The organism is Methanocaldococcus jannaschii DSM 2661 (genome assembly GCF_000091665.1).
In the GTDB taxonomy this organism is placed as follows: Archaea; AGJL01; Methanococci; order Methanococcales; family Methanocaldococcaceae; genus Methanocaldococcus; species Methanocaldococcus jannaschii.
In genome coordinates this window covers 1,188,864-1,211,810 of record NC_000909.1, presented here as the reverse complement: position 1 = coordinate 1,211,810, position 22,947 = coordinate 1,188,864, and the positions used below count along the sequence as shown (strand labels likewise).

General features: G+C 31.6%; 22 protein-coding genes, 1 tRNA gene and 1 pseudogene. 6 read left to right on the top strand and 18 right to left on the bottom strand.

The annotated features are described in order from the left end of the window. Positions 1 to 26 precede the first annotated feature (26 nt). The gene (locus MJ_RS06775; protein ID WP_010870779.1) at positions 27 to 1,280 is read right to left on the bottom strand and encodes an ABC transporter substrate-binding protein; all 1,254 of its coding nucleotides are present in this window, start codon (positions 1,278 to 1,280) and stop codon (positions 27 to 29) included. Between the two features lie 189 nt (positions 1,281 to 1,469). Between MJ_RS06775 and MJ_RS06770 the strand changes: the two genes are divergently transcribed. Together MJ_RS06770 and purL are read left to right on the top strand one after the other, a co-directional pair. Next, positions 1,470 to 1,892 (top strand): nucleoside-diphosphate kinase, encoded by a 423-nt coding sequence (locus MJ_RS06770; RefSeq protein WP_010870778.1) that lies wholly within the window; start codon positions 1,470 to 1,472, stop codon positions 1,890 to 1,892. 76 nt (positions 1,893 to 1,968) lie between these two features. Beyond that, entirely contained in the window at positions 1,969 to 4,170 is a 2,202-nt protein-coding gene (gene purL / locus MJ_RS06765) for a phosphoribosylformylglycinamidine synthase subunit PurL (RefSeq protein ID WP_010870777.1), read from the top strand. A 24-nt stretch (positions 4,171 to 4,194) separates the two neighbouring features. Here purL and metG read toward each other — a convergent pair. The 11 genes and pseudogenes from metG to MJ_RS06710 form a co-directional block, all read right to left on the bottom strand. Continuing rightward, positions 4,195 to 6,153, bottom strand: a pseudogene (gene metG / locus MJ_RS06760) (methionine--tRNA ligase); the annotation flags it as partial. A 127-nt stretch (positions 6,154 to 6,280) separates the two neighbouring features. Continuing rightward, positions 6,281 to 7,450 carry a DNA double-strand break repair nuclease NurA gene (locus tag MJ_RS06755; RefSeq protein WP_010870775.1) on the bottom strand — a complete coding sequence of 390 codons (1,170 nt, stop codon included), beginning with the start codon at positions 7,448 to 7,450 and terminating at the stop codon, positions 6,281 to 6,283. 163 nt (positions 7,451 to 7,613) lie between these two features. After that, positions 7,614 to 8,849 (bottom strand): translation initiation factor IF-2 subunit gamma, encoded by a 1,236-nt coding sequence (locus MJ_RS06750; RefSeq protein WP_064496772.1) that lies wholly within the window; start codon positions 8,847 to 8,849, stop codon positions 7,614 to 7,616. Positions 8,850 to 9,132: 283 nt separating this feature from the next. Next, positions 9,133 to 9,528 carry a 30S ribosomal protein S6e gene (locus MJ_RS06745; RefSeq protein WP_010870773.1) on the bottom strand — a complete coding sequence of 132 codons (396 nt, stop codon included), beginning with the start codon at positions 9,526 to 9,528 and terminating at the stop codon, positions 9,133 to 9,135. A 267-nt stretch (positions 9,529 to 9,795) separates the two neighbouring features. Further along, entirely contained in the window at positions 9,796 to 9,990 is a 195-nt protein-coding gene (locus tag MJ_RS06740; protein ID WP_064496771.1) for a DUF2116 family Zn-ribbon domain-containing protein, read from the bottom strand. Between the two features lie 2 nt (positions 9,991 to 9,992). After that, positions 9,993 to 10,673 (bottom strand): UMP kinase, encoded by a 681-nt coding sequence (gene pyrH, locus MJ_RS06735; RefSeq protein WP_064496770.1) that lies wholly within the window; start codon positions 10,671 to 10,673, stop codon positions 9,993 to 9,995. A gap of 262 nt (positions 10,674 to 10,935) precedes the next feature. Further along, entirely contained in the window at positions 10,936 to 11,139 is a 204-nt protein-coding gene (locus MJ_RS06730; protein WP_010870771.1) for a histone family protein, read from the bottom strand. An 82-nt stretch (positions 11,140 to 11,221) separates the two neighbouring features. Next, positions 11,222 to 12,271, bottom strand: coding sequence for a THUMP domain-containing protein (locus tag MJ_RS06725; RefSeq protein ID WP_010870770.1), 1,050 nt, complete (start codon positions 12,269 to 12,271; stop codon positions 11,222 to 11,224). Then, positions 12,268 to 13,194: a 2-phospho-L-lactate transferase gene (gene cofD, locus MJ_RS06720; RefSeq protein ID WP_244409394.1), complete on the bottom strand. Its 927-nt coding sequence runs from the start codon at positions 13,192 to 13,194 to the stop codon at positions 12,268 to 12,270. Before cofD ends, MJ_RS06725 begins: the two co-directional genes overlap by 4 nt. 5 nt (positions 13,195 to 13,199) lie before the next feature. Continuing rightward, a complete protein-coding gene (locus MJ_RS06715) occupies positions 13,200 to 14,384 on the bottom strand; it encodes an MJ1255/VC2487 family glycosyltransferase (protein WP_064496769.1) in 1,185 nt (394 codons plus the stop codon). A gap of 26 nt (positions 14,385 to 14,410) precedes the next feature. Then, positions 14,411 to 15,718: a DUF7343 domain-containing protein gene (locus MJ_RS06710; protein ID WP_244409393.1), complete on the bottom strand. Its 1,308-nt coding sequence runs from the start codon at positions 15,716 to 15,718 to the stop codon at positions 14,411 to 14,413. Between the two features lie 266 nt (positions 15,719 to 15,984). Here MJ_RS06710 and MJ_RS06705 point away from each other — a divergent pair, with 266 nt between their 5' ends. Beyond that, complete coding sequence (locus MJ_RS06705) at positions 15,985 to 16,833, top strand: protein translocase subunit SecF (protein ID WP_010870766.1); 849 nt, start codon at positions 15,985 to 15,987, stop codon at positions 16,831 to 16,833. A gap of 8 nt (positions 16,834 to 16,841) precedes the next feature. On the opposite strand, the gene MJ_RS06700 is transcribed toward MJ_RS06705, so the two are convergent. Beyond that, the gene (locus tag MJ_RS06700) at positions 16,842 to 17,345 is read right to left on the bottom strand and encodes a UPF0254 family protein (protein ID WP_010870765.1); all 504 of its coding nucleotides are present in this window, start codon (positions 17,343 to 17,345) and stop codon (positions 16,842 to 16,844) included. Positions 17,346 to 17,363: 18 nt separating this feature from the next. On the opposite strand from MJ_RS06700, the gene MJ_RS06695 reads away from it, so the two are divergent. Continuing rightward, complete coding sequence (locus MJ_RS06695) at positions 17,364 to 18,065, top strand: class I SAM-dependent methyltransferase (RefSeq protein WP_064496768.1); 702 nt, start codon at positions 17,364 to 17,366, stop codon at positions 18,063 to 18,065. A 14-nt stretch (positions 18,066 to 18,079) separates the two neighbouring features. On the opposite strand, the gene MJ_RS06690 is transcribed toward MJ_RS06695, so the two are convergent. From MJ_RS06690 to MJ_RS06680, 3 genes are all read right to left on the bottom strand, one after another. Next, positions 18,080 to 18,841, bottom strand: coding sequence for a geranylgeranylglyceryl/heptaprenylglyceryl phosphate synthase (locus tag MJ_RS06690; RefSeq protein WP_010870763.1), 762 nt, complete (start codon positions 18,839 to 18,841; stop codon positions 18,080 to 18,082). A gap of 13 nt (positions 18,842 to 18,854) precedes the next feature. Then, positions 18,855 to 19,121, bottom strand: coding sequence for a hypothetical protein (locus MJ_RS09510; RefSeq protein WP_162484759.1), 267 nt, complete (start codon positions 19,119 to 19,121; stop codon positions 18,855 to 18,857). Between the two features lie 240 nt (positions 19,122 to 19,361). Then, positions 19,362 to 20,447 (bottom strand): 3-dehydroquinate synthase II, encoded by a 1,086-nt coding sequence (locus MJ_RS06680; RefSeq protein ID WP_010870761.1) that lies wholly within the window; start codon positions 20,445 to 20,447, stop codon positions 19,362 to 19,364. A 188-nt stretch (positions 20,448 to 20,635) separates the two neighbouring features. Here MJ_RS06680 and MJ_RS06675 point away from each other — a divergent pair, with 188 nt between their 5' ends. After that, positions 20,636 to 21,094, top strand: coding sequence for a hypothetical protein (locus tag MJ_RS06675; RefSeq protein ID WP_244409392.1), 459 nt, complete (start codon positions 20,636 to 20,638; stop codon positions 21,092 to 21,094). 32 nt (positions 21,095 to 21,126) lie between these two features. On the opposite strand, the gene hxlB is transcribed toward MJ_RS06675, so the two are convergent. Then, on the bottom strand, positions 21,127 to 21,669 hold the full coding sequence (gene hxlB / locus MJ_RS06670) for a 6-phospho-3-hexuloisomerase (protein ID WP_010870759.1): 543 nt from the start codon (positions 21,667 to 21,669) through the stop codon (positions 21,127 to 21,129). Positions 21,670 to 21,755: 86 nt separating this feature from the next. Continuing rightward, a tRNA-Trp gene (locus MJ_RS06665) sits at positions 21,756 to 21,866 on the bottom strand. Between the two features lie 172 nt (positions 21,867 to 22,038). Between MJ_RS06665 and sucD the strand changes: the two genes are divergently transcribed. Beyond that, entirely contained in the window at positions 22,039 to 22,905 is an 867-nt protein-coding gene (gene sucD, locus MJ_RS06660; RefSeq protein WP_083774550.1) for a succinate--CoA ligase subunit alpha, read from the top strand. Positions 22,906 to 22,947 lie beyond the last annotated feature (42 nt).

Here is a 22,947-nt window from a genome sequence, read left to right as displayed (position 1 = left end):
GAGTTATTTAAAGTTTTAGGAATTTTTTATTTCCAGTTGATTTTTCCAGTTGTTGAATCCCAAACTCCAACTAACTTCCATCCATCTTCTGTTACTGCAAAGATTCCATAGTTTCCACTTGCTCTGTCATTCCATTCATTTAATTTAATGTATCCAGTTACTGACTTAACACCGAACTGCCCTTCTGAGTATTTAACAGTATTTTCTTTTATTAGTTTTGATAATAAGTCAGCGTCGTATTTTCCACCAGTTTTATTTAACATTTCAGCATATGAAATAGCTCCAACCCAGAATGCATCATAGACGTTTAATGCATACTGGTCAGGCTCTCCATATCCTCTCTTTTTAAACTCTTCTTTTATCTTTTCAGCTTCATCCGTCTCTGACTGGAACATTGTTGAATAGAGTTTAACCTTAACTGCCTTGTTTTTAGCCTCTTCCAATACCTTTTTACTGTTTGCAGTTCCGTCACAACCAATCCAAACATGTTTTAATAATGGTGAGTTATCATCAATCTGTGATAATAATGTTGCAACCTCTTCATAACCAATGAATATTACTCCAGTATCATTTCCTTTTCCAGCAATTTTATTTGTTGTAGTTTGGATTATTGGACTCCAGTCCCCAATGTTAGGGTCGTAAGGAATTTCATCAATAATATTTATTCCATTTGCCTTTAGTTTTTCAACAGTTGCTCTCTCCAACCCATCTCCCCAAGCATCCTTTCTGTATATGACTATTACATTTTTTAAACCAAGTTGCTTAGCAACATCTCCAATGGCATTTCCTTGGAAGTTATCTGTTGGGACAAATCTAAATACATACTTTTTCTCTTCTGGAGTTCTAAATCCAAGCATCTGTGGTGGGGCAGTTGAACTTGGGGATATTATAACGATTTTATTTGAGTTAATAAATCCTTTAATATTTTTGACTTCACCACTTGCCATTGGTCCTAAGAAAAAGGTTATTCCCTGAGCGTGAAGAGCTTGAACCTTCTGCAAACATATATTAGGGTCTGCTCTTGTATCTTCAACATAAAGTTTTACTTTGTAAGGCATTCCCTTCTCTTCAAAGTATTTGTTTATCTTCTCTTCTGCAATCTCACAAATATGTTTTTCATTGTTTCCATAGGTTGCTAAACCTCCAGATAAATCAACCAACAAACCAACTTTAATGACATTTTCTTTACTTCCTGACTGAGTTGTTGTAGTTTCCTGATTTTGTGTGCATCCTGCTAAAAACACACCTCCTATGAGAATAGCCCCCCAATAATAGGGCAATTATTCTTTTAATGGTATCACCTCAAAATGTTATGGCAATTTCATTTTTTATATATGAGCAATATTTAAATTTTTCGAGATAGATTTAACCAACAATATTATCATTATTTTTAATAACTTCCGTATCAAAAAGCTTTAAAGTATTAGTAATAATAATAGTAATTATATAATATCAAAAGCGGGATAGTTATGAAAGAAAGAACCTTTGTAGCTTTAAAACCAGATGCTGTAAAAAGAAAACTAATTGGAAAAATCATTGAAAGATTTGAAAATAAAGGTTTTGAGATTGTGGCTATGAAGATGATTAAATTAGATAGAGAGATGGCAGAAAAATATTATGAAGAGCATAAAGGGAAAGAATTTTATGAGAGACTAATAAACTTTATGACATCTGGAAGAATGATAGTTATGGTTGTTGAGGGAGAAAATGCCATATCTGTTGTAAGAAAGATGATTGGTAAAACAAATCCTGCTGAAGCAGAACCAGGAACTATAAGAGGAGATTTTGCTTTAACAACCCCGGATAATATAATTCATGCATCAGATTCAAAGGAAAGTGCTGAAAGAGAGATAAAACTATTTTTTAAAGAGGATGAGATATTTGATAAATAAGCATAAAGGTTTAATAACACATCCTTCATTTTTTGTATATCCACAAATAATATTAATTAACTAATAAGGTGTAATTATGGATGAGAATGATTTAAAGTATATAGAAAAAGTTTTAGGAAGAAAGCCAAACCACATAGAGTTAGCAATGTTTGAAAACTTATGGAGTGAGCACTGTGCTTATAGAACCTCAAAAAAGCTCTTAAGAATGTTTGCTAAAACAGTTAATGAAAAGACCTCTAAAAATATAGTTGTTGGAATTGGAGATGATGCCGCTGTAATTAGATTGAAAAATGATATCTGCTTAGCAATAGCTATGGAAAGCCATAACCACCCATCATACATAGACCCATATAATGGAGCTGCTACAGGAGTTGGTGGGATTGTTAGAGATGTTTTGTCAATGGGAGCTAAGCCAATAGCTTTATTAGACCCATTAAGGTTTGGAGATATATTTGGAAAGGAAGGGGATAAAGTTAGATGGCTAATTGAAGGAGTTGTTAAAGGTATTGGAGATTATGGAAATAGGATTGGAGTCCCAACAGTTGGAGGAGAGTGTGAGTTTGATAGCTCTTTTGATTACAACAACTTAGTAAATGTTGTTTGTGTCGGCTTAGTTAAGGAGAATGAAATCATTACAGGTAAAGCTAAAGAGCCAGGATTGTCTTTAATATTAATCGGCTCAACAGGAAGGGATGGAATAGGAGGAGCTTCATTTGCATCAAAGGATTTAACTGAGGAAAGTGAGGAAGAAAGGCCAAGTGTTCAGGTTGGGGATGCATTTTCTGAAAAATGTTTAATTGATGCTGTTTTAGAGGCAGTAAAAACAGGAAAAGTTAAAGCTATGAAGGATTTAGGGGCTGCGGGGCTTTCAGGAGCTTCATCTGAGATGTGTTATGGTGGAGGAGTAGGATGTGAGCTTTACTTAGAAAATGTTGTATTGAGAGAGCCATTAACTCCTTACGAAATTATGGTTTCTGAGAGTCAGGAGAGGATGTTATTAGCTGTTGAACCAGGAAGTGAGGAGGAAATAATTGAAATATTTAAAAAGTATGAACTACCTGCATCAGTTATTGGAAAAACAATTCCAGAGAAGAGGATTATTGCCAAATACAAAGGAGAAGTTGTTGTTGATTTACCATTAGATTTGTTATGTGAAGCTCCTTTATATGATAGGGAAGGTAAAGAGGACTTAAAAGAAAAAGAGGATGATAAGGAAAAAATAAAGATGCCAGAAGATTTAAATGCTGTGTTATTAAAACTCTTAGAGAGTCCAAATATTTGCTCAAAGGAATGGATTTATCAGCAGTATGACCACGAAGTTCAAATAAGAACTGTTGTAAAGCCAGGAAAAGATGCCGCTGTTTTAAGAATAAATGAAGTTTATCCAATGGGAATTGCCTTAACAACTGACTGTAACTCAAGATACTGCAAACTAAACCCTTATGTAGGGGCAGTAAATGCTGTAGCTGAAGCTGTGAGAAATTTAGCAACAGTTGGAGCTGAACCAATAGCTATGCTTGATAATCTAAACTTTGGAAATCCTGAAAGACCAGAGAGATTTTGGCAGTTGGCAGAATGCATTAAAGGTTTAGCAGATGCCGCTGAATTCTTTGAAATCCCAGTTGTTGGAGGAAACGTAAGTTTATACAATGAAACAGTTATTGAAGGTAAAGAACATCCAATAAACCCAACTCCCGCAATATTTGTATTAGGTAAAGTTGAGGATGTTGAAAAAGTTCCGGGAGTTTTAGATAACAAGATTAAGGAAGGAGATATATTAATAATTACAAATGAAACAAAAGATGAAATGGGAGGAAGCGAATATTATAAAGTTATACACAATACTGAAGAGGGAAGAGTGCCAAGAGTTGATTTAGAGAAAGAGAAGAAGATTTATGAAGAAGTTAGGGAAGTTGTAAAAGAAGGATTGGTTAGTGAGGCAGTAGATTGCTCAAGAGGAGGTTTAGCTGTAGCTTTAGCCAAAATGGCTGTATTAAACAATATTGGTTTAGAAGTTGATTTAACTGAGTATAATAAAAATAATTTAAGGGACGATATTTTACTGTTCTCAGAAACTTCTGGAAGGATAATATTGGCAGTTAGAGATGAAAATAAAGATAAAGTTTTAAGTAAATTAAGTTCTGCTTATATAATTGGAAAAGTTGGAGGAAGCAGATTGAAAATAAAGATTAACGAAAAGGATGTTGTTAATTTGGATGTGGAAGAGATGAAAAAGAGGTATTATGAAGCATTTCCAAAGATGATGGGAGAGCTTTAGATTAAATATTCTTATTTTTTTAGTTTATCTAACTTTACTACCTGCTTTTATATCCTTATCAACAGTTAATAAGCTAACATTTCCTTCATCATCTTCGGCTGCTAAAATCATTCCTTCAGATAAAACACCACATAATTTAGCTGGTTTTAAATTGCAAATAACAATAACCTTTTTTCCAACTAAATCTTCAGGTTTATAATATCCTTTAATTCCTGAAACAATCTGTCTCTTCTCATCTCCCAAATCAACCATTAGTTTTAAAAGTTTCTTTGATTTTGGTATGTCTTCTGCCTCTACAACTTCTCCAACTCTTAAATCAATCTTTTCTAAATAACTTATATCTATTTGCTCCATTTTTTCTCCTCCTTTTGTTTCTTCTTTTTTATTTTCATAAAGCTTTTTCTTCATCTCTTCTATCTTCTTATTATCTATCTTTTTGAATATAATCTTTGGTTTCTTTAATTCATTCCCTCTAAGCTCTAAATCAAGTTCTTCATTCATTAATTCCAATAGTGCAAGAGATTTTTTAGGCATGTATGGGTATAGCAGATAGACAAGAGTTTTTACTGTCTTGCAGCAAGTATATAATATTTCCTTCAATCTTTCTTCATCATCAACAGCCCAAGGCTCCATCTTTTGGAAGTAACTGTTTCCTTCAATGGCAAGATGTAATATATTAACTAAAGCATCTCTAAACTTAAAGCTCCTTATGTTTTTATCCACAGCCTCAAGTGTCTCTTCACATTTTTTCAATAGCTCTTTATCTTCCTCTTTTAATCTATCTTCATCAACTATTGGGACTTTCTTAAACTTTCTATGGGTAAAGGTTAAAACTCTGTGGGTGAAGTTTCCAATTATGTTGATGAGTTCATTGTTTATCTTATTTTTGAAATCATCAAATGAGAAATCACAATCTTTAAAGAGAGGGGCTGACATGATTAAGTAGTATCTTAAATAGTCAGCATCAAAGTTTTTAACAAAATCTTTAACCCAAACAACCCATCTTTTACTTGTGCTCATCTTTCTTCCTTCTAAGGTTAGATAACCTCCACTAACTACTGCAGTTGGTAAGTTAAAGGAACCATGAGCAATCAACATTCCTGGCCAGAAAACGGCATGATGAACAGTTATATCCTTTCCAATGAAGTGATAAATCTTTGTATCTTTCTCTAACCAATATTTCTTCCAAATCTCTCCCAACATCTTTGTAAATGAGATATAGCCAATAGGGGCTTCTAACCAAACATACATTACTTGATTAGTCCCTGGAATTGGAACTCCCCAGCTTATATCTCTTGAAATATCCCAATCATGTAACTCTTTAATCCAATTCAATGCCATATTTTTAACATGCTCTGGCATTTCTTTTGCATTTTTTATATACTCCTCTAACTCCTTTTTTAAAGCACTTAACTTAAAGAAGTGATGTTTTGTCTTTCTAATCTCTGGCTTTCCTTTGCAAATTACACAATATGGGTCTTTTAACTCAAACGGCTCTAAGTGTCTTCCACAAACTTCACAGTGGTCTCCTCTTGCCTCTCCTCCACAGTATGGGCAGATTCCCTCAACATATCTATCTGGTAAGAATTTTTTACAGTTTGGACAGTAAAATTGCTCTATTTCCTTCTCATAGATATAGCCATTCTCTTTTAGCTTTAGATAAAACTCTTGAGCTGTTTCTATATGTATTTGGCTGTGAGTTTTGCCAAATGCATCAAACTCTACTCCTAACAAATCTAAATCTTCTTTAATCTCATTATGGTATTTTTCAACAATCTCCTCTGGGCTTTTTCCCTCTTTTTCAGCAGTTAATGTTATAGGAACTCCGTGGTTATCAGTTCCTCCAACGTGGATAACATCTTCCCCTCTCAACTTTAAGTATTTATATATAATATCTGCTGGGATGTAAGTGCTTCTTGCATGCCCTAAATGTAGAGGGCCGTTTGTATAAGCTAAGGCAGTTGTTATTAGATATCTCATCCTCTCCCTCCTTTTGACTAATAGTGTCTTTCAAAATATTTTGTAATAACTATTAATGTATTAATGAACGCCTTCTTATAGAAGGCATTCAAATTTCCTTAATAAACTTTAATACCTTTTTTGAAAGACACTAAAATTTCTTTTTTTTCTTCCCTAAGATGTGCCTTGCTATAGGGTCATCTATATTTAATAGTTTAGCAATTGCTTCAAGTTTTTTAGTGGTTATCTCAACTGTTTCATGGGATTTTTTTAATATATAAGGGTAGCCATTAATTGATATTTCTTTTAATGAGGATAAGACTTCTTTATCTATTTTATTGAAGCTTGTTAATCCAACAACTCCACAGTTATCTTCTAATCTCACAAATTGTATATATGCAGTGTCAATTTTTGCATAGAATGGCTTGTTTTTAATAAAGTTTATTCCTTTTACCACACTACTTAATTGTTTATGCTTTTCTTTCTTTTCATCCCCTAATTTATTAACAAAGTCAATTGGTTCTGAATAACCAGATTTGTCGGTATATTTTGTAAATATGGCTATATCAGGCATGTTTTTATCGAAATAAATGTTTATTTTTGAAGTTTTTGATATTCCTATAATTCTATCTTTAAATTCGTTAATAAGTTTTGTTAATGTTAAAATATATTCAACATGCTCAACTAATATTTTTTTATTTAATTCCAAGTTCAAATCTTTTGATATAATGCCAATTTCTCCAGATTTTGTTTCTTCATCAATTTTTTTATTAAATTCTTTTCCATATTCATTATAAATCTCTTCTAACTCTCTCTCATACATCTCTATACCTTTTTTTGTGAATATCAACAAAGAAAATAAAGACCCATCAAAAATGTAATAATCAATATTATAATTTTTGAGAACATAAAGGGCTGTTTTTAATTCCAAAGTTAGCATATATCTCCTTATTCTATCTTCAATATCCAAAGGATGGGTTATATCAAATATATACTCCTCCTTAGCTTTTTTTACTTTTTCCCCTCTGCCGTGTATAAAGCTAACGGCCCCAACTCCATAGAATGAGAAAGATATGTAATCCAATTTATTACAGCTTCCATCTCCTCCTGCAAATCCCATATCTTTTGGATTTTCAAAATTATCCAAAATCCATTTTTCTTCAACTTCTTTACGATTGATATCATTAATTTTTTCCATTTTTTTAATAATTTGCTCTCTGTTTTTTAATAGATATTCAATCATCAATAATCCCTCAATTTTAGTAAGAATTAAAGGATTAGGCAATATAACTGTATTTTCTACAAAAATTTTAAAAAACATTAAAATAATTCTCCCTCAATCGTTCCAATAAGCATAGAGGAAGCCTCCATCAGATGAAATCCTAAAGGATTTCATTACTCGCCCCTACGGGGCGATTGCGATACTCCCTAACACCTCCTCGCTAACGCTCGGAGGTGTAAATTTGATACTCATATTATTAAAATTATCCCTCAATTGTTCCATAACCAATTAATCTCCATCTTGAGCCAACTCTTCTGCTAATAGCTACTCTATCTCCAATCTCAGCACATATTGGAAGCTTTAATTTTATATCCGCTATATCTCCTCTTGCTGAGGTTATAACCCCCGCGGTTGTAGCAGTTCCAATATTTAGCATTAAAACCTCTCCTGTTCTTAATGGCTCTATTTTCAATTCCTCCTTAGTTCCTACAACCCTATCCAACAAATTAGCCCTTATTGTTATCTTCTCTCTTATAGGAGGGAGAGTTCCAGGCAATCCAACAACACTTCCAGTTAATGCATCTGATTTTGTTAAGTATGGGTCTAATGTTGTCCCAACCCCAATCAAACCCCCTGGATGAGCTTTTCTAAGTATGGTATTTCCAGCGGCTAATGAAACAATCTTTGTAGTTAATGGTTTCCAGAATGTTTTGTTTCCTTCAGTTACTTTGATTCCAGGTCTTATTTCAATCTCATCCCCAACTTTAAATACTCCCTGAATAATTGCCCCTCCTAAAACCCCTCCTTTTAAATCCTTAATCTCAGTTCCTGGTTTGTTTATGTCAAAGCTTCTTGCAACATACATTCTTGGTGTTGCATCAGGGTCTCTCTTAGGTGTTGGAATAAAGTCCTGTATTGCCTTTAACAAAACATCAATATTTGCTTCGTGGTGGGCTGAGATTGGGATTATTGGAGCGTTTTCAGCAATAGTTCCCTTAACAAATTCTTTTATTTGCTCATAATTTTCTTCTGCCTGCTTCTCATCAACTAAATCAATTTTATTTTGGACAATTATAATTTTATCAATTCCTAAAATCTCTAAAGCCATTAAATGCTCTTTTGTTTGTGGTTGTGGGCATGGTTCATTAGCGGCTATAACCAAAATTGCTCCATCCATCAAAGAAGCTCCAGAAAGCATTGTAGCCATTAATGTTTCGTGCCCTGGGGAATCAACAAAAGAGACCCTTCTCAAAAACTCTGTTTCAGCTAAACAGTTTGGACATCTTGGTTTTGTTGTGTAAGTTCCACATTGTGGGCATTTTCTTATCTCACAGTCAGCATAACCCAATCTAATTGAAATCCCTCTTCTCAACTCTTCACTATGCCTGTCAGTCCAAACTCCTGTTAATGCTTTTGTTAAACTTGTTTTTCCATGGTCAACGTGTCCAACCATTCCAATATTTACTTCTGCCTGTTTAGCTTGTTTTTTCTTTGCCATAATTATCCCCTTTATAAATTTCTTATTTATCTGTAAAATATAAGTGTTTTTCAAATATATAATTTTTGAAAAATGCATTTATAAAAGCCCTACGGGCTTTTATATTTATTCCTTAATTTTTATTAACTTTGAAAAACACTTATGGTATTTTCACATTTTTATAATTTTAGCTTATAAAGTTATACTCGGAGTATCAAAATAGTCAAAAAACTACAGAAATCACCACTACAATATTTAAACACAGATAAATAAAATAAAAATAAAATTAGGAGCTATATTTTATTTATTGTTCTTGATTTTCTCCACCTTCTAATCCTAACAATTCAGGGATTGATTTCTCTCCATATTCAACAACCTTAACGTTAATTTGGACAATATCAGGAGCTATTGTGTTTCCTCTAACTGTTTTTCTTCTTCTTTCTCCTTTTCTTTTTGGTTTAAACCCAGGAGGAGCACTCAATAAAACTCTAACCTTTCTACTTCCGTGGATATCTGGTCTCATTGGGAAACCGCTTGAGTCAGTTCCTCCTCTTATTTGTAATTTGTAGCCCTCTAATCCTATAATTTTTCCATCAAATACTTCCCCAATTTTCTTACCAACTAATGGTGTGTTATCTGCCTCAATTTGATAGCATCTTCCTGTTTTTGGGTCTGCAACAACGAATTTTGCTGTTGGCATAGTATTCCCTCCTATTTTTATTTTTGTTATTTGTTTGGTTTCTAATTTTTAAATTAACTTTTAAGTTTTGATAAAACAGATTTTTTAAGGGCATTTTTATAAATATCTTTATTTCACCCTATGCCTCCCCAGCTTCATCATTTCACTACCCCTTTGGGGTAAAGGGGCAGAACTCCACTGGGTCATTGACACGTCCCAACTCCATTGGGAGTCAGGACAATAGCCAGGATAATTATTGAGACATAATATTTTAAATAATTTTTGGTTTTAAACTTTCAATGCTATTGTGATAATATAATAGAGAATTATAAGCCCTGCAATAGCTAAAAACATGTATTGCGTTCTTAACATCCTTTTCCTTCTTTGCATATACTCAATTCTACACTTCTCTGAACAAAAAACTTGGTCTGGAGGTATTGAGATACCACAATTTAAACAATGTCTGTGCTTTGGAATCTCCATACTTATCCCTCAATTATTGTTCCATTTATTATTCCTTTACTAACATTTAAGAGCTCTTCTGGGGTTCCTTTAACAACTGCCACTTTTAATTTAGCTCTTTCAATAATCTTAGCTGCTAATAAATCAACAACTGATGAAGAACCAGCTTTTAATGAAGATGATATTGCCAAATCAACAAGTTCTTTAGCAGACATTTTATCAAATTTTTTGGCATCTTCATATTTATTAGGGTCTTTGTCATAGACTCCATCAACATTTGTCCCTATAACTAACAAATCAGCATTTATAAACTCTGCTAATGAAGCAGCTACAGCGTCTGTTGTATGTCCTGGATGGGTTCCTCCCATGACAGGGATTTTTCCTAAGTTTAATATAAGTTCTGCCTCTTCAAATGATGTAGGGACTTTTTTTATACTATAATCTCCTAAAGCAGTAATTAATATCATTGCATTCATTCTTGTAGCCATTATTCCAAGCTCATCACAAAAACTCTCACTGGCTCCAAGTTCTCTTCCTATTTCTATATATTCTCTTGCTGTTTTTCCACCTCCTACGACTATAGCTACCTCATGCCCCTCATCCTTAATCTTTTTAAAAATATTGGCATATTCCATAATTTTTTCAGCTTTTGCTCCTTCCTTTGGCATCACGACTGAACCTCCCAAATCAAAAACGATTCTCATCTTCTCACCAACCCCATCCTTTAAAAGAGTTATTAATATCAAACAAAATAGCCCTATTTATAGTTTTTTGCAAAAGGTATAAATTAAATATGAATATTTGAACGCCCTATTTGGGACGTTCATTGTGTGCCTTATTTATCTTAATAATGTTTTGCAAAAAACTATTTTAATTCCATTTAGTTCTAAATATTCAAATATTTCTATTAATATGCACAAAAAATAAAAAGGTGTAGTGATATTATACATATAATGTAAGTTGGGCTTAACCTCTCAATGCTGCCTTTACATCTTCGACCTTTACGGTCTTTCTCTTTGCGTGCTTAGCTAAATCAACTGATTTCCTTGCTATCTCTAAGGCAATTTCTTCCAAAGCTTCAGCAAAGTATTTCCCTGCCGCTTCACTAACTCTCTGAGCACCAGCCTTCTTTAAGATTCTTACACATGGTGCAACTGGAAGCTCAGCCATAATACCACCTCAGAATCTTACATTTTCAATTTTTTATTATGGGAGTATATATATTTTTCGGAGATATTCCTAAATATTTTTGCTATACTTTTTTGAGTATCAATGTGAGTTCATTTTTAGTATTGGCTCTTAAATTAATTATTTTGAATATTTTTATATTTCTATAATAGCTTAGGATTTTTAACACTTTCTCTAAATCCTCTTTTTTAGTTTTCAAATTCCTTGCTTTTAATGTATGAATTATATAACCATTAGTTTTTAAATGTTTTGCAAATTTTAGTGTTAAGAAGAGGGATTCATCAGGATATAGATTAGTGTCATTGGTTATCAAATCAATTTCTTCGTTGATATCTTTTTCAAAATCTACGTTCTCAGCCCTCTTTTTTATATGGATTATATTATTTGCTTTTATTTTTAATTCTCCTGTGTCTATAGCATAAACCTTTTTAGCCTTTTTTGATAACATCTTCGCCCATCCACCAGGAGAGGAGCCAATATCTACAACGCAGTTTATGTTTTCAAATATAAATGGAAATTTCTCCATCAACTCCTGCATTTTTCTCTCTGAGCGATTTAATGGTCTTTCAATATATCTCTTTAGGTTTTTTAAGTTTTTTATGTTTTCTTCAATAACAAGTTCATTAAATTCATCCTGAAATATTGAGATATAGCTCTCATCCTGCAGAATCTCAATATTTATTTTAAAATCCCAATCTTTTAGATTAACTCTAAGATTTAAATCTTTAAAATTTTCTAATACATATTCTCCAATTATTCTTTCAAGTTCTTCACTTGTAAATTCGTGATTTCCTCTTCTGTTGCATCTAACTACGAAAGATTTATTTTTTAATTTTTCTTTCTTTTTATTGATTAAAAAAGAGATGGCTTTTTTTATCTCATTAATGTCTGTTTGGCATCCTATTTCCAATGGAATTATCCTTAGTGAAAATTTTAAATTATTTTTATTTTCTTTGATAATATTTAAAAATTCATAAGGATTTTGAGACAAAACTTTTAAAATTCCTCTAAATGGTGTCCAGAGAATTTTCTTTTTTATTGGTAATTTATTTAGCTCCTCTCTTAATTGTGGCTCAAATCCTGGTTTTGTTGTAACTAAAGCTACCGGCTTCATAAAGACCCACAGAACTCAATAATATTTTTAGCTAATCTAACTTTATCATCCAATGTTTTCATAATTGTGTTGGTTATTAAAACCTCACAAGGTATTTCTTTAGCTATCTCTTTATCAACATTATCTATTACTAAAACATCAACTATGTCTTTATAGAACTCATAAATCCCTTTAACAGAGACATCATAACCTTTAGCTTTCATTAATTTACCCGCAGGACCTGAAACAGCAGAATTTCCAACTATTGGCGAAACAACCACAACCTTTTTATCTTTTAATAGCTCTTTAATTCCATTTAAACTTAAAATTGGACCTATGGAAGTTATTGGATTTGAGGGCCCTATAATAACAAGGTCACTATTTTTTATGGCCTCAACTGCCTTTTCACAAGGTTTAGCATATAGAGAGTTTTCATAAATAACATCTAAAACCTCAACGTCCCCCTTTCTCTTAACCCAGAAGTCATGAAACTTTAATAAATCAACCTTTCCATCAACTTTTGCTAAAATTTTTGTCTCAACCCTATCATCAGTCATTGGGATTACTTTAGCTTTAATCCCCAAAGCTACTTTCTCCATATCTACAACTTCTGAGAGTTTATGTCCCCTCTTTAAATAATAAGTTTTATGCATTTTTAAGGCTCTATCTTTATCCCCTATCCTTAAAACTTCATCAAATCCAAGATTTTTTAATTGCTCATGAGTATAAAAAGTATCTTCCTTAACCCCATACCATGTCTCTTCATTAATCAAATCTGCTAAGGTATATAGAACGGTATCAACATCAGGAGATAGATATAAATCTCCTATCCAAGTATCTTCACCAGTATTAACAATAACAGCCAACTCTTCATTATTAACAACCCTTTTTAAACCCTGCAATAACTTTGGTGTCCCAGTTCCTCCTGACAATACAGTAATCACAAATATCACCTAATCTTTAGCTTGAATTTATTAATTAACTTATTAGCTATTCTATCAGTTAAGTAGTATTTTCTTATATTTTTTCTTGTTTCAAAAAATTCATCTATTATTTTTTTAATATTTTTCTTTCCATCATATTTTTTTGCAAGTTCTTTCATTTTTGAAGCGTTTCTTTTATACATCTTCATATTTCTTATGTCTAAAATTGCCTCTTCTAATCTATATAACTCTTTATAAGATAAAGCTATTCCACAACCCAAATCATGGACTTTTTTGGCATTATTTCCTTGCTCTGGATGGTCTAAATCTGGAATGACAATTAATGGTTTTCCAAATGATAGGGCTTCCATTATTGTTGAATGCCCACCATGGGATACAATAAGTTCAGCGTTTTTTATAAGCTCTTTCATATTTGTTGTTATTGGAATTATTTCTACATTTTCATTTTTATAAGAGTTTAAGTTTAAATCTCTCATTAGTTTTTTAGCAACTTCATAACTTCCACATACAAGTTTAACATTTAGGTTATTTTTTAAAGCAATTTTTCCAAGTTCTTCAAGGATTTTATATCTATACTCAAAACCACCAATAACGCTTAATATATAATCTTCTCCATAATTATCAACATCATCAACATCGTATCTAATTAACGGCCCAATAAATTCCATATTTTTTATAATTTTTAGGTTGTATTCACATATGGTATAGGGTAAAGGAAAATCAGGAACAATAAATCTTTCACATCTCTCATTTATAATGTTTAGAGCTTTCATTGTTGGATAAACTATTAAATCAGTTTTTAATTTATATCTCGTGTAGTTTTGATTACTTATGCAAATAACTGGCTTTTTTAAAAGCTTTGCAGCTACAACTGTGCTATATTTACAATCAGAAATTATCAAATCAGGATTATATTCTCTTATAATATTAATTTCTCTTCTAATGGCTTTTTTTGGGCTGTATTCTTTATTCAATATACTTGAGGTTATGTCAAATTTTCCATCCTTTCCTTTAAGTTTTATCTCTGGAAAGGTTTCAAAAACTTTAAATCCATATTTTTCAATGAAATTTTTGCTTTTTCCATAGGCAATGTAAGAGATTTCGTAATCATTTTTCAATGCTTCACCAATTGCGACACATCTCGTTGTATGTCCAAAACCCTCCCCACATACTGAGATTAGAATTTTCATGTTTTCACCCAAAATTTTTAAATGGGTTATAATAACTTCTTACTCTCTTCTGTAAGGGTTAATTTATTGATTCGTCCTATTTTTTCTTTCCTTATTATTTTTCTATCTTCTAATTCGGAGATAATTCTCGAAACCTTTGGTTTGCTCATTCCAGTAATTTCAACAATTTCTTTTTGAGTAATATGTCCATGTTTTTTTATTAAATCGATTATAATTTTTTCATCTTCAGTTAAAAAGCTCCATAATACTCCTCTTTTTTCTTCCATGTATTTTTTTGCAATATCACTTAACTCTCTAACCTTATCTTTTAGCTTATCATTTTCTTTCTTTAATGTTTCGATATATTTATTTAATGATTCAATTTTTTCTTTATATATTATATTTTCATCTAAAAGTTTTTGTATTTGACTTTCATATTCTGAAATCCTTTCATTTAGAACACTAATAATCTCATCTTTATTTAGCAAGTTTTTATTAGCCTTACTTAATTTATCTTCCAAATCTTTTATTTTTATTGCTAAGTTTTTGATTTCTTCTTCTTTTTCTTTTAATTTATTTTTTAAGGAGGTTAATTCATTTTTTATATTTTTAGTTCTTTCTATAATCTTCCTTTTAGAAATTTTTTCCTTAACAAATAATCCTCCAAATATTGCTGTTCCAAATATTGCGATTATTAGGAGATATTTCAAATTATTGTTAATGGCTGGCTGTTCTATGATATTTTGTCCAGGATATGATATGAAAGTGTATTTCACAGTAATTGTGAAAGTTATTTCCTTATTTAAAGACAAATCCCATACAATAATTTGATGTTTTCCGTCGGTAGTTATTTTATAGCCAGAAGGCGTTACAAGTAAAGTTCCTTGAGGGGAGAGAATAACTGCCCCTGGTGGGAGAACTATTTTAATGGTTGCATTTTTTGAGGTAATGGGGAAGCTCAGTATAAGTTGCTTAATTCCATTTTTTGTCCATATTGCATCATTAACAAAACAATTAATAGTTATATTTGTATAACCTCCTTTAGGTATTGGTTTTTCAAATTCAATAGCGATTTCTGTAACTCCTTCATTGTATAAAGCACTGTATCCCTTTACTCCTGCTGATGCATTTATTGTAAAATTTCTTATGGTTTGAGGAATTGTATATGATATATGAGATAGGTTTTTGTCTTCATTGTTATATATAACAAAACTTATTGTTTCGTTTATTGTATCGTCTGGAGTTACAATGCAATCAATATTTAGATTCTTAATTACATAAGCTGAAGATACATTAAAAGCCACAAAAAATAATAATAAAAAAATAATAACATCTTTTGTTTTAATATATATCACCTTCAACCATAAAGTATTTGTATTTATATAACTACTGTTTTTATATAAAAAATTTATCTTATAGTTCTTTGCAAAACATTTATAGAATAAAAAGGCAATCAATATAATGAACTCCTTCTTAGAGGGAGTTTAATCATCCTTAGTTAATTTAAATAACTTTGCAAAGAACATACTTTGGATGGTATTTGCAGAGCCTCTGCAAATATCTCTATTAAAAAATACCTTTCAATAATATAATATATACATTAATTAATGGGGTTGGAAAAATGATAAAAGATTATAAAGTGTCTATAGCTATTCCAATAGCCCTTCTTATACTTTCAATTTTGTTAATTGGTTTTAAAGGGATTCCAAAAAGTATAGATATAACTGGAGGGACAGAAATAACAATTAAAGTAAATGAAAACATGGATATAACTCCTCTAAAAGAGTCACTTAATGGAATAGCTGAAGTAAAAAAATTAGAATCAGCTGATGGATATTACATAGTCATTAGATGTAAGAATGAAGATGTAGATATTGTAAAGCAGAAAATTAAGGAATTTTTCCACGTGGATAGCTTAGATAAGTTAAATTATTCTGAAAAGACGATTGGGGCTACTTTAAGCTCTAAATTCTTTGAAGAAGGATTTAAAGCTGTTGGATTTGCATTTATGTTTATGGCTATTGTAGTTTATCTATATTTCAGAAATCCAGTGCCAAGTGGTGCTATAATATTATCTGCACTTTCAGATATAATTATGGCTTTAGGGGCTATGAGCTTATTAGGAATTGAGCTTTCCTCTGCAACTATAGCGGCTTTATTAATGGTTATTGGTTACAGTGTAGATTCAGATATACTGCTAACAACAAGAGTTCTAAAGAGATTAACAAAGAGCTTTGATGAAACTGTTAAAGAGGCTATGAAAACAGGTTTAACAATGACATTAACAACAATCACTGCTATGCTAATATTATTAATTGTTGTAAAGCTCTTCATTCCAGTAGCAGATATACTGGCAAATATAGCAACTGTCTTAATTTTGGCTTTAATTGCTGACATTATAAACACTTGGCTATTGAATGCTGGAATATTAAAATACTACATAACTGAATATAGAGCAAAGAAGATTTAATTAAATATTTAAAAATACTCTTTTTTTAAAATCTCTAAAAACCTTTTTATTCCCTTCTCAATACCATTTTTTTGCCTCTCTTTAATATTTTCAAAAGTTATTAAATTGGCATAAACATCTGAAGTAAATAAATAGCGGTTATTATCGGTTAATATACAAATAGCTCCCCTCCCAACACCAGCTGTGGAACCAATGGATATATTAACATTAAGCTTTTTCTTTAACCCCTCTGCCATCAACTTAGCAACTTCCAAATCTTTCTCTTCGCTATATGCTTTTGCATATTTATAATTAAAATCTGGCTCTGGAAGCTTTATATCCAAAAGTTTTTCTACTCCAATAATAGAAGGAACAAACATGGCAGATATAACTCTAACATTTTTCATTAATTTTAAATCCTCCTCACTAAATAAATACTTAAATTCAAAATCTTCATAACCAGCTGCTGCCTTGTGAATAGTTAAGCCAATATTTGCATGTGTAAAGCATTCTGCAGTTGCTACAGTTATCATTACCATCACCGTGAGAAAATGGGAATTAAAGAGTATTATGACAAGTTGGCTAAGAGTTATGATAAGCTATATAAAAACAAGTATATGAGGATTGTGGAAAGGGAAATTATACAGAAAGAGATTAAAGATGGTGACTTTGTCTTAGATATTGGTTGCGGAACTGGAGAGCAGTTAAAAATTTTAAATAATGCAGTTGGTTTAGATATATCATTAGAAATGGCTAAAATAGCAAAAAATAAAACAAATAAGCCAGTAGTTGTTGCTAATGCTGAATTTCTCCCATTTAAAAATAAGAGTTTTGATAAGGCAATATCTTTCTTTGGAGCTTTAAATCATTGTAATTTAAAGAGAGCTTTAAGAGAAGTTAATAGGGTTTTAAAGGATGATGGAATTTTTATATTCACTGTGGCAAACATCTACGATATAAAATGGATTATAAAAAACATTTTAAAAGGAAATTTTAAAAAGGTAAAAAATGCCATGAAAAAAAGAAAAGGAACAATAACAAAAGTAATTGATGGAGAAAAAATAAAAGTAAAAACAAGATTCTATGATTTTAAGGAGGTTGAAGATGCCTTAAAAAAAGAAGGTTTTGAGGTAGTTTATACATTTGGGACAAATATTACCAATTCTCCATTAGATAAATTTATTTACAAAAGCTTTTTAAAAAACTTTGCATCATACATTGGATTTGTTGCGAAAAAGGTAAAAAATAGATAACCGTTTAAATTCTTTTACTTATTTTTCAATTTCTCTTTTCCAGCTTTTTTAATAGCATCATACATCATCTCAACAGCTTTAGGATTCTCTTCCAACAAATTACCAGTAACTATAGCATCAGCTCCAGCTAAAACTTTCTCATAGGCAATCTCTGGCTTTCTAATTCCTCCACCAACAATTATATTAATTCCAGAGAGTTTTTTTGATAAGGCTATAGTCTCATTGTTTACTGGGTAAGATGCCCCACTACCAGCCTCTAAATAAGCCCATCTCATTCCAAAGAACTTTGCAGATAAACAATACATTGCAGTTATTTTTGGTTTGTTTTGAGGTATCTCTCTAATCTCCCCAACATAACCAACGGCTGTTTTTTTTGCTGGTTCTATGCAGAGATAAGCCATTGGAATTGGCTCTAAATTATATTTTAAAATTGTTATCGCCCCTAAAGTTGGGGCTGTTACAACCCAATAAGTGTTTGCTGAGTTCATTAGGCTCATGTAAAACACAGCGTCAGCATATCTTGACAATCCATCAACATTTCCAGGGAATAGAATTATTGGGAGCTTAGTTATCTTTTTTATTTTTTTAACTGTTTCATCTAAATTAACAATTCCAATACTTCCTCCAACCATTATTGCATCTGCATAATCCTTAACATTTTCAGCTATCTCTTCAATATTTTCTTCTTCTGGGTCTAATAGAGTTAAATAGACAGCTCCTTCCTCTTCAATAATTTGATTTAATCTTTTTTCAACTTTGCCAATCTTTATCTTCATAATCTCACAGGATTTATTTTTTATACATAATTTCCTTTGGATAATATTTTATCTTAATCTTTAAATAGCCTTCATCTTCTTTTATATCGAGTTCCTCCCAATTATAAAATGCAACTCTATCAAATACAACTCCTTTTTCATAAAACTTTATTGTTGGATTTCCTAAAATGTAGTCGTCAAATAAAACAAGTCCTAAAATTAAATTTGATAATAAAAAACTTATATATGGGAAGAAACTATTTGAATGAAGTAGGGATTTTATAAAAACGCTAATAATCATAAGAATAAATAAAAATCTTAAAGTTTCTATACCGGGTCTTTTTATTTCGTAAAGTAATTTTCCTTTGTCAGTGCTTTCAATCTTTATATAACAATACGCCCAAGTAATTCCAAATAAAATAAAAGAAAGTAGGAAGGCAAATAGAAAATTATAATAAAATAAAGACAATATTAAGGAAACCAGAATTATTAATAAAAAAGATATTTTAAACAATACTGGGTTTATTCCTCTCATATATTATCACTTTTCAATAATCGTCTCTTTTATTGCCATTCCAAAATGCCTTGCATACTCCTCTGGTTTTATTAAAACTTTGTCTCCAGGTTTTAAATCAACAACAGAAATTGGTTCTCCTTTTTCATTAACCAATCTTATAGTTTCAGCATTCTGCAGTATAGTTCTAATAATATCCCCTTTATACTCTGCCTCAATTAACACTAAAGGTCTTCTTTCAATCTTTACCCTGCCAACTATTGCCTCCCTTGTATTTCCATCCTTATCTACAATCAAAACCTTATCTCCAGCTTTTAGCTCACTGAGATATTTTGTTTTATTACCAGGGCATAATATGTATGCATGAACAGGTCCAGCATTAACTCTGAATGGCCTTGTAGCTACGTAAGGGTTCTCAACAGTCTCAGAATGAACTAAGAAGAGAGCTCTTGAGTAGGAGCCAATTAACATTCCTTCTCCTATCTTCATTAGTGAGCAGGTATCTATACAAACCCTGTCTCCACTACCTATTGGCTCAACCTTTGTTACTGTTGCTACATCTAAAGCCACTTTCTCTTTATTCATCTCTTCAATTAATTTTGATAACTCCTTTATATCCTCTAAGTTTTTTGGATTTAAGAGAACCCCATCAGTCCCTTTCTCTAAAATTTCATAGGCAACCTTTGCCTCATCAACTGAATTAACACTTGCTACAATCTTAACATCCCTATGGAATAAATCAGCTATTAAATTTTCTAATGGAATGATTGTCCAATCTCTCCCCTCTAAGATAATGTTATCAACAAATCCAAACCTTGCAACCTCTGAAGCAAACTCTTCATCTTCCTTTGATTCAATTGGAATGTATATGGCTGTTTCTTTTCCTAAGTTCTTTGCCTCTTTTAAAAACTCTATGTTGTCATTTTTATTTACTAAAACAATATCCGCGTCTAAGGAATGGGAGGCAACTTTAATATTTCCAAGTTCTTTAATTTTTTCAATATCTTCTGGTTCAGCAACAACTACTGGGATTGATGACTCTAATGCTGTTGTTACTATCTTCTTTTTCTCTTCCCAGTTATCTCCAATAACATTAACCCATCCAAATTTCATAGTTTCACCCTAAGTTATTGTTTTAGATTTTATTGCCTACCCCTATATTTAACTTCTCAATTTAATAATTTTCCTATTTTTACACGTTGTTCTAATATAATTATATTCTAAAAATAGGAAGATTTATATACTATTAGTGAATAATTTATCATAGTTTATGATATACAGCATAAGTTGGAGGGATGAAGATGGAAGTTATAGAAAAGTTATCTGAACTTTCTGGAATTGATAAAAAGTCATTGAGGAGAATATTAATTATATTAGAGTTCTCCCTAAGAAAAAAGGATGGTTCTCCAACAAGTTTTGCTGAGAAGTTTAATATAAAATCATTTGGTGATTTATACAACTACATAAGAGATGTAAAAAGTAATTTAAAAAGAGACCATGAAATTGAGGGATTCAATGGATTGACTGAAATGTGGAAAAGTGTAGCTCCAAGAGCACAATATTGGATTATGGACACATTTGGAGAGGAGAATCCAAGAGATGCTCTATTTTCTGCAAGTGTATTTACAATGAGGACATTTGGAATAATGTTGGATAACTTACTATTGCTAAAAAAGATAATTAAAACATTAGATGAGTATCAAAAAGAAGTTACAGAATATGTTTCAGCTCAGAAATTTGAGGCTGAGGATTTAGAATAAACGCTTTATTTTTTATTTTATATATTTTTATATTAAAGTAAATTACAATGTCTCTTTATTATTTCACTTTCATCTAAATTCAATCTTTTCATAATCTCAGCTATGACTAAATCTAAAAATATCAAAGCTGTTTCTTCAAAAGTGGTTCCCATTGGTAAATATTTTGATTTCTTCACTTCTAAAGGAATTGTTAAATCAGCAAACTCTACTACATTTCCACATTCACATACAATTGCGATAATGTTGTTATTTATATTCTTTGCCTTTTTAGCTACTGTTAAAACACTCTCTGTTCTTCCACTACCCGATATTAAAATTAGTAAATCATCTTTTTCATAGGAAGGAGTTGTAGTTTCCCCAACAAAATATGATTTAAAACCAAGATGCATTAATCTCATGGCAAAACATCTTCCAATATATCCACTCCTACCTACTCCAAAAATAAAAATTTTTTTAGCTTTTATAATCCTATCAATTAAAGAATCCAGTTTATTTTTCCACTCATCGTTTGTATAGAATTTTTTTAATATCAATATATTGTTAGATACTATATCAAGTTCTTCCAATTTCGACACCTATCGAAGTTATTTTCACAAATGTATCCAAATCTATGAATTAATTATTAAAAAATAAATCAGAAAGATTTAAGTTATTTAAAAAATGGTGGGGGTGCTGGGATTTGAACCCAGGTCCAGGGATTTCTCCTGCCGTGGTCCAGCGCCCTATAGGCAACTGGAGTCCCCGATGATAGACCTGGCTACACCACACCCCCGCATCAATGTAGAATCTTCACAGGAATAAATCTACTATTGGAATGACGATACCCTTTAGGCATCAAAGTGCCTTATAAATATATAAATTGTGAAAGTTCTACAACGACACATATAAAAAGTAAAAGGGGATATATAAATTTTACGGTTTAATACATGGTGTTGAGGGATAAAATGATATTATTGGATGAGAACACAAAGGCGATAGTTCAGGGAATTACTGGAAGGCAGGGAAGTTTTCACACAAAGAAAATGTTAGAATGTGGAACTAAAATTGTTGGAGGAGTCACACCAGGAAAAGGAGGGCAGAACGTCCATGGAGTTCCTGTTTTTGATACAGTTAAAGAGGCAGTTAAAGAGACAGATGCCAATGCGTCAGTAATTTTTGTTCCAGCTCCATTTGCTAAAGATGCAGTTTTTGAGGCAATAGATGCCGGAATTGAGTTGATAGTTGTTATTACAGAGCATATCCCAGTTCATGATACTATGGAGTTCGTAAATTACGCTGAAGATGTTGGAGTGAAGATTATAGGGCCGAATACACCAGGTATAGCATCACCAAAAGTTGGCAAGCTTGGAATTATACCAATGGAAGTTTTAAAAGAGGGAAGTGTAGGGATGGTTTCAAGAAGTGGAACTTTAACTTATGAGATAGCTCACCAAATAAAAAAGGCTGGTTTTGGAGTTTCAACTTGCGTAGGGATTGGAGGAGACCCAATAGTTGGATTAAGATATAAGGAGGTTTTAGATTTATTTGAGAAGGATGATGAGACAGAAGCTATTGTTATGATTGGAGAGATTGGTGGAGGGGCTGAAGAAGAGGCAGCTAAATTTATAGAGAAGATGAAAAAACCAGTTATTGGTTATATAGCTGGACAATCAGCACCAGAAGGAAAGAGAATGGGACATGCTGGAGCTATTGTTGAGAAAGGAAAAGGAACAGCAGAAAGTAAGATGAAGGCTTTAGAAGAGGCAGGTGCTTATGTGGCAAAAAATATATCTGATATTCCAAAGTTATTGGCAGGGATTTTAGGAAAATAATATCCTATTATTTAAAAATTTGAAAATTATAATACGATAATT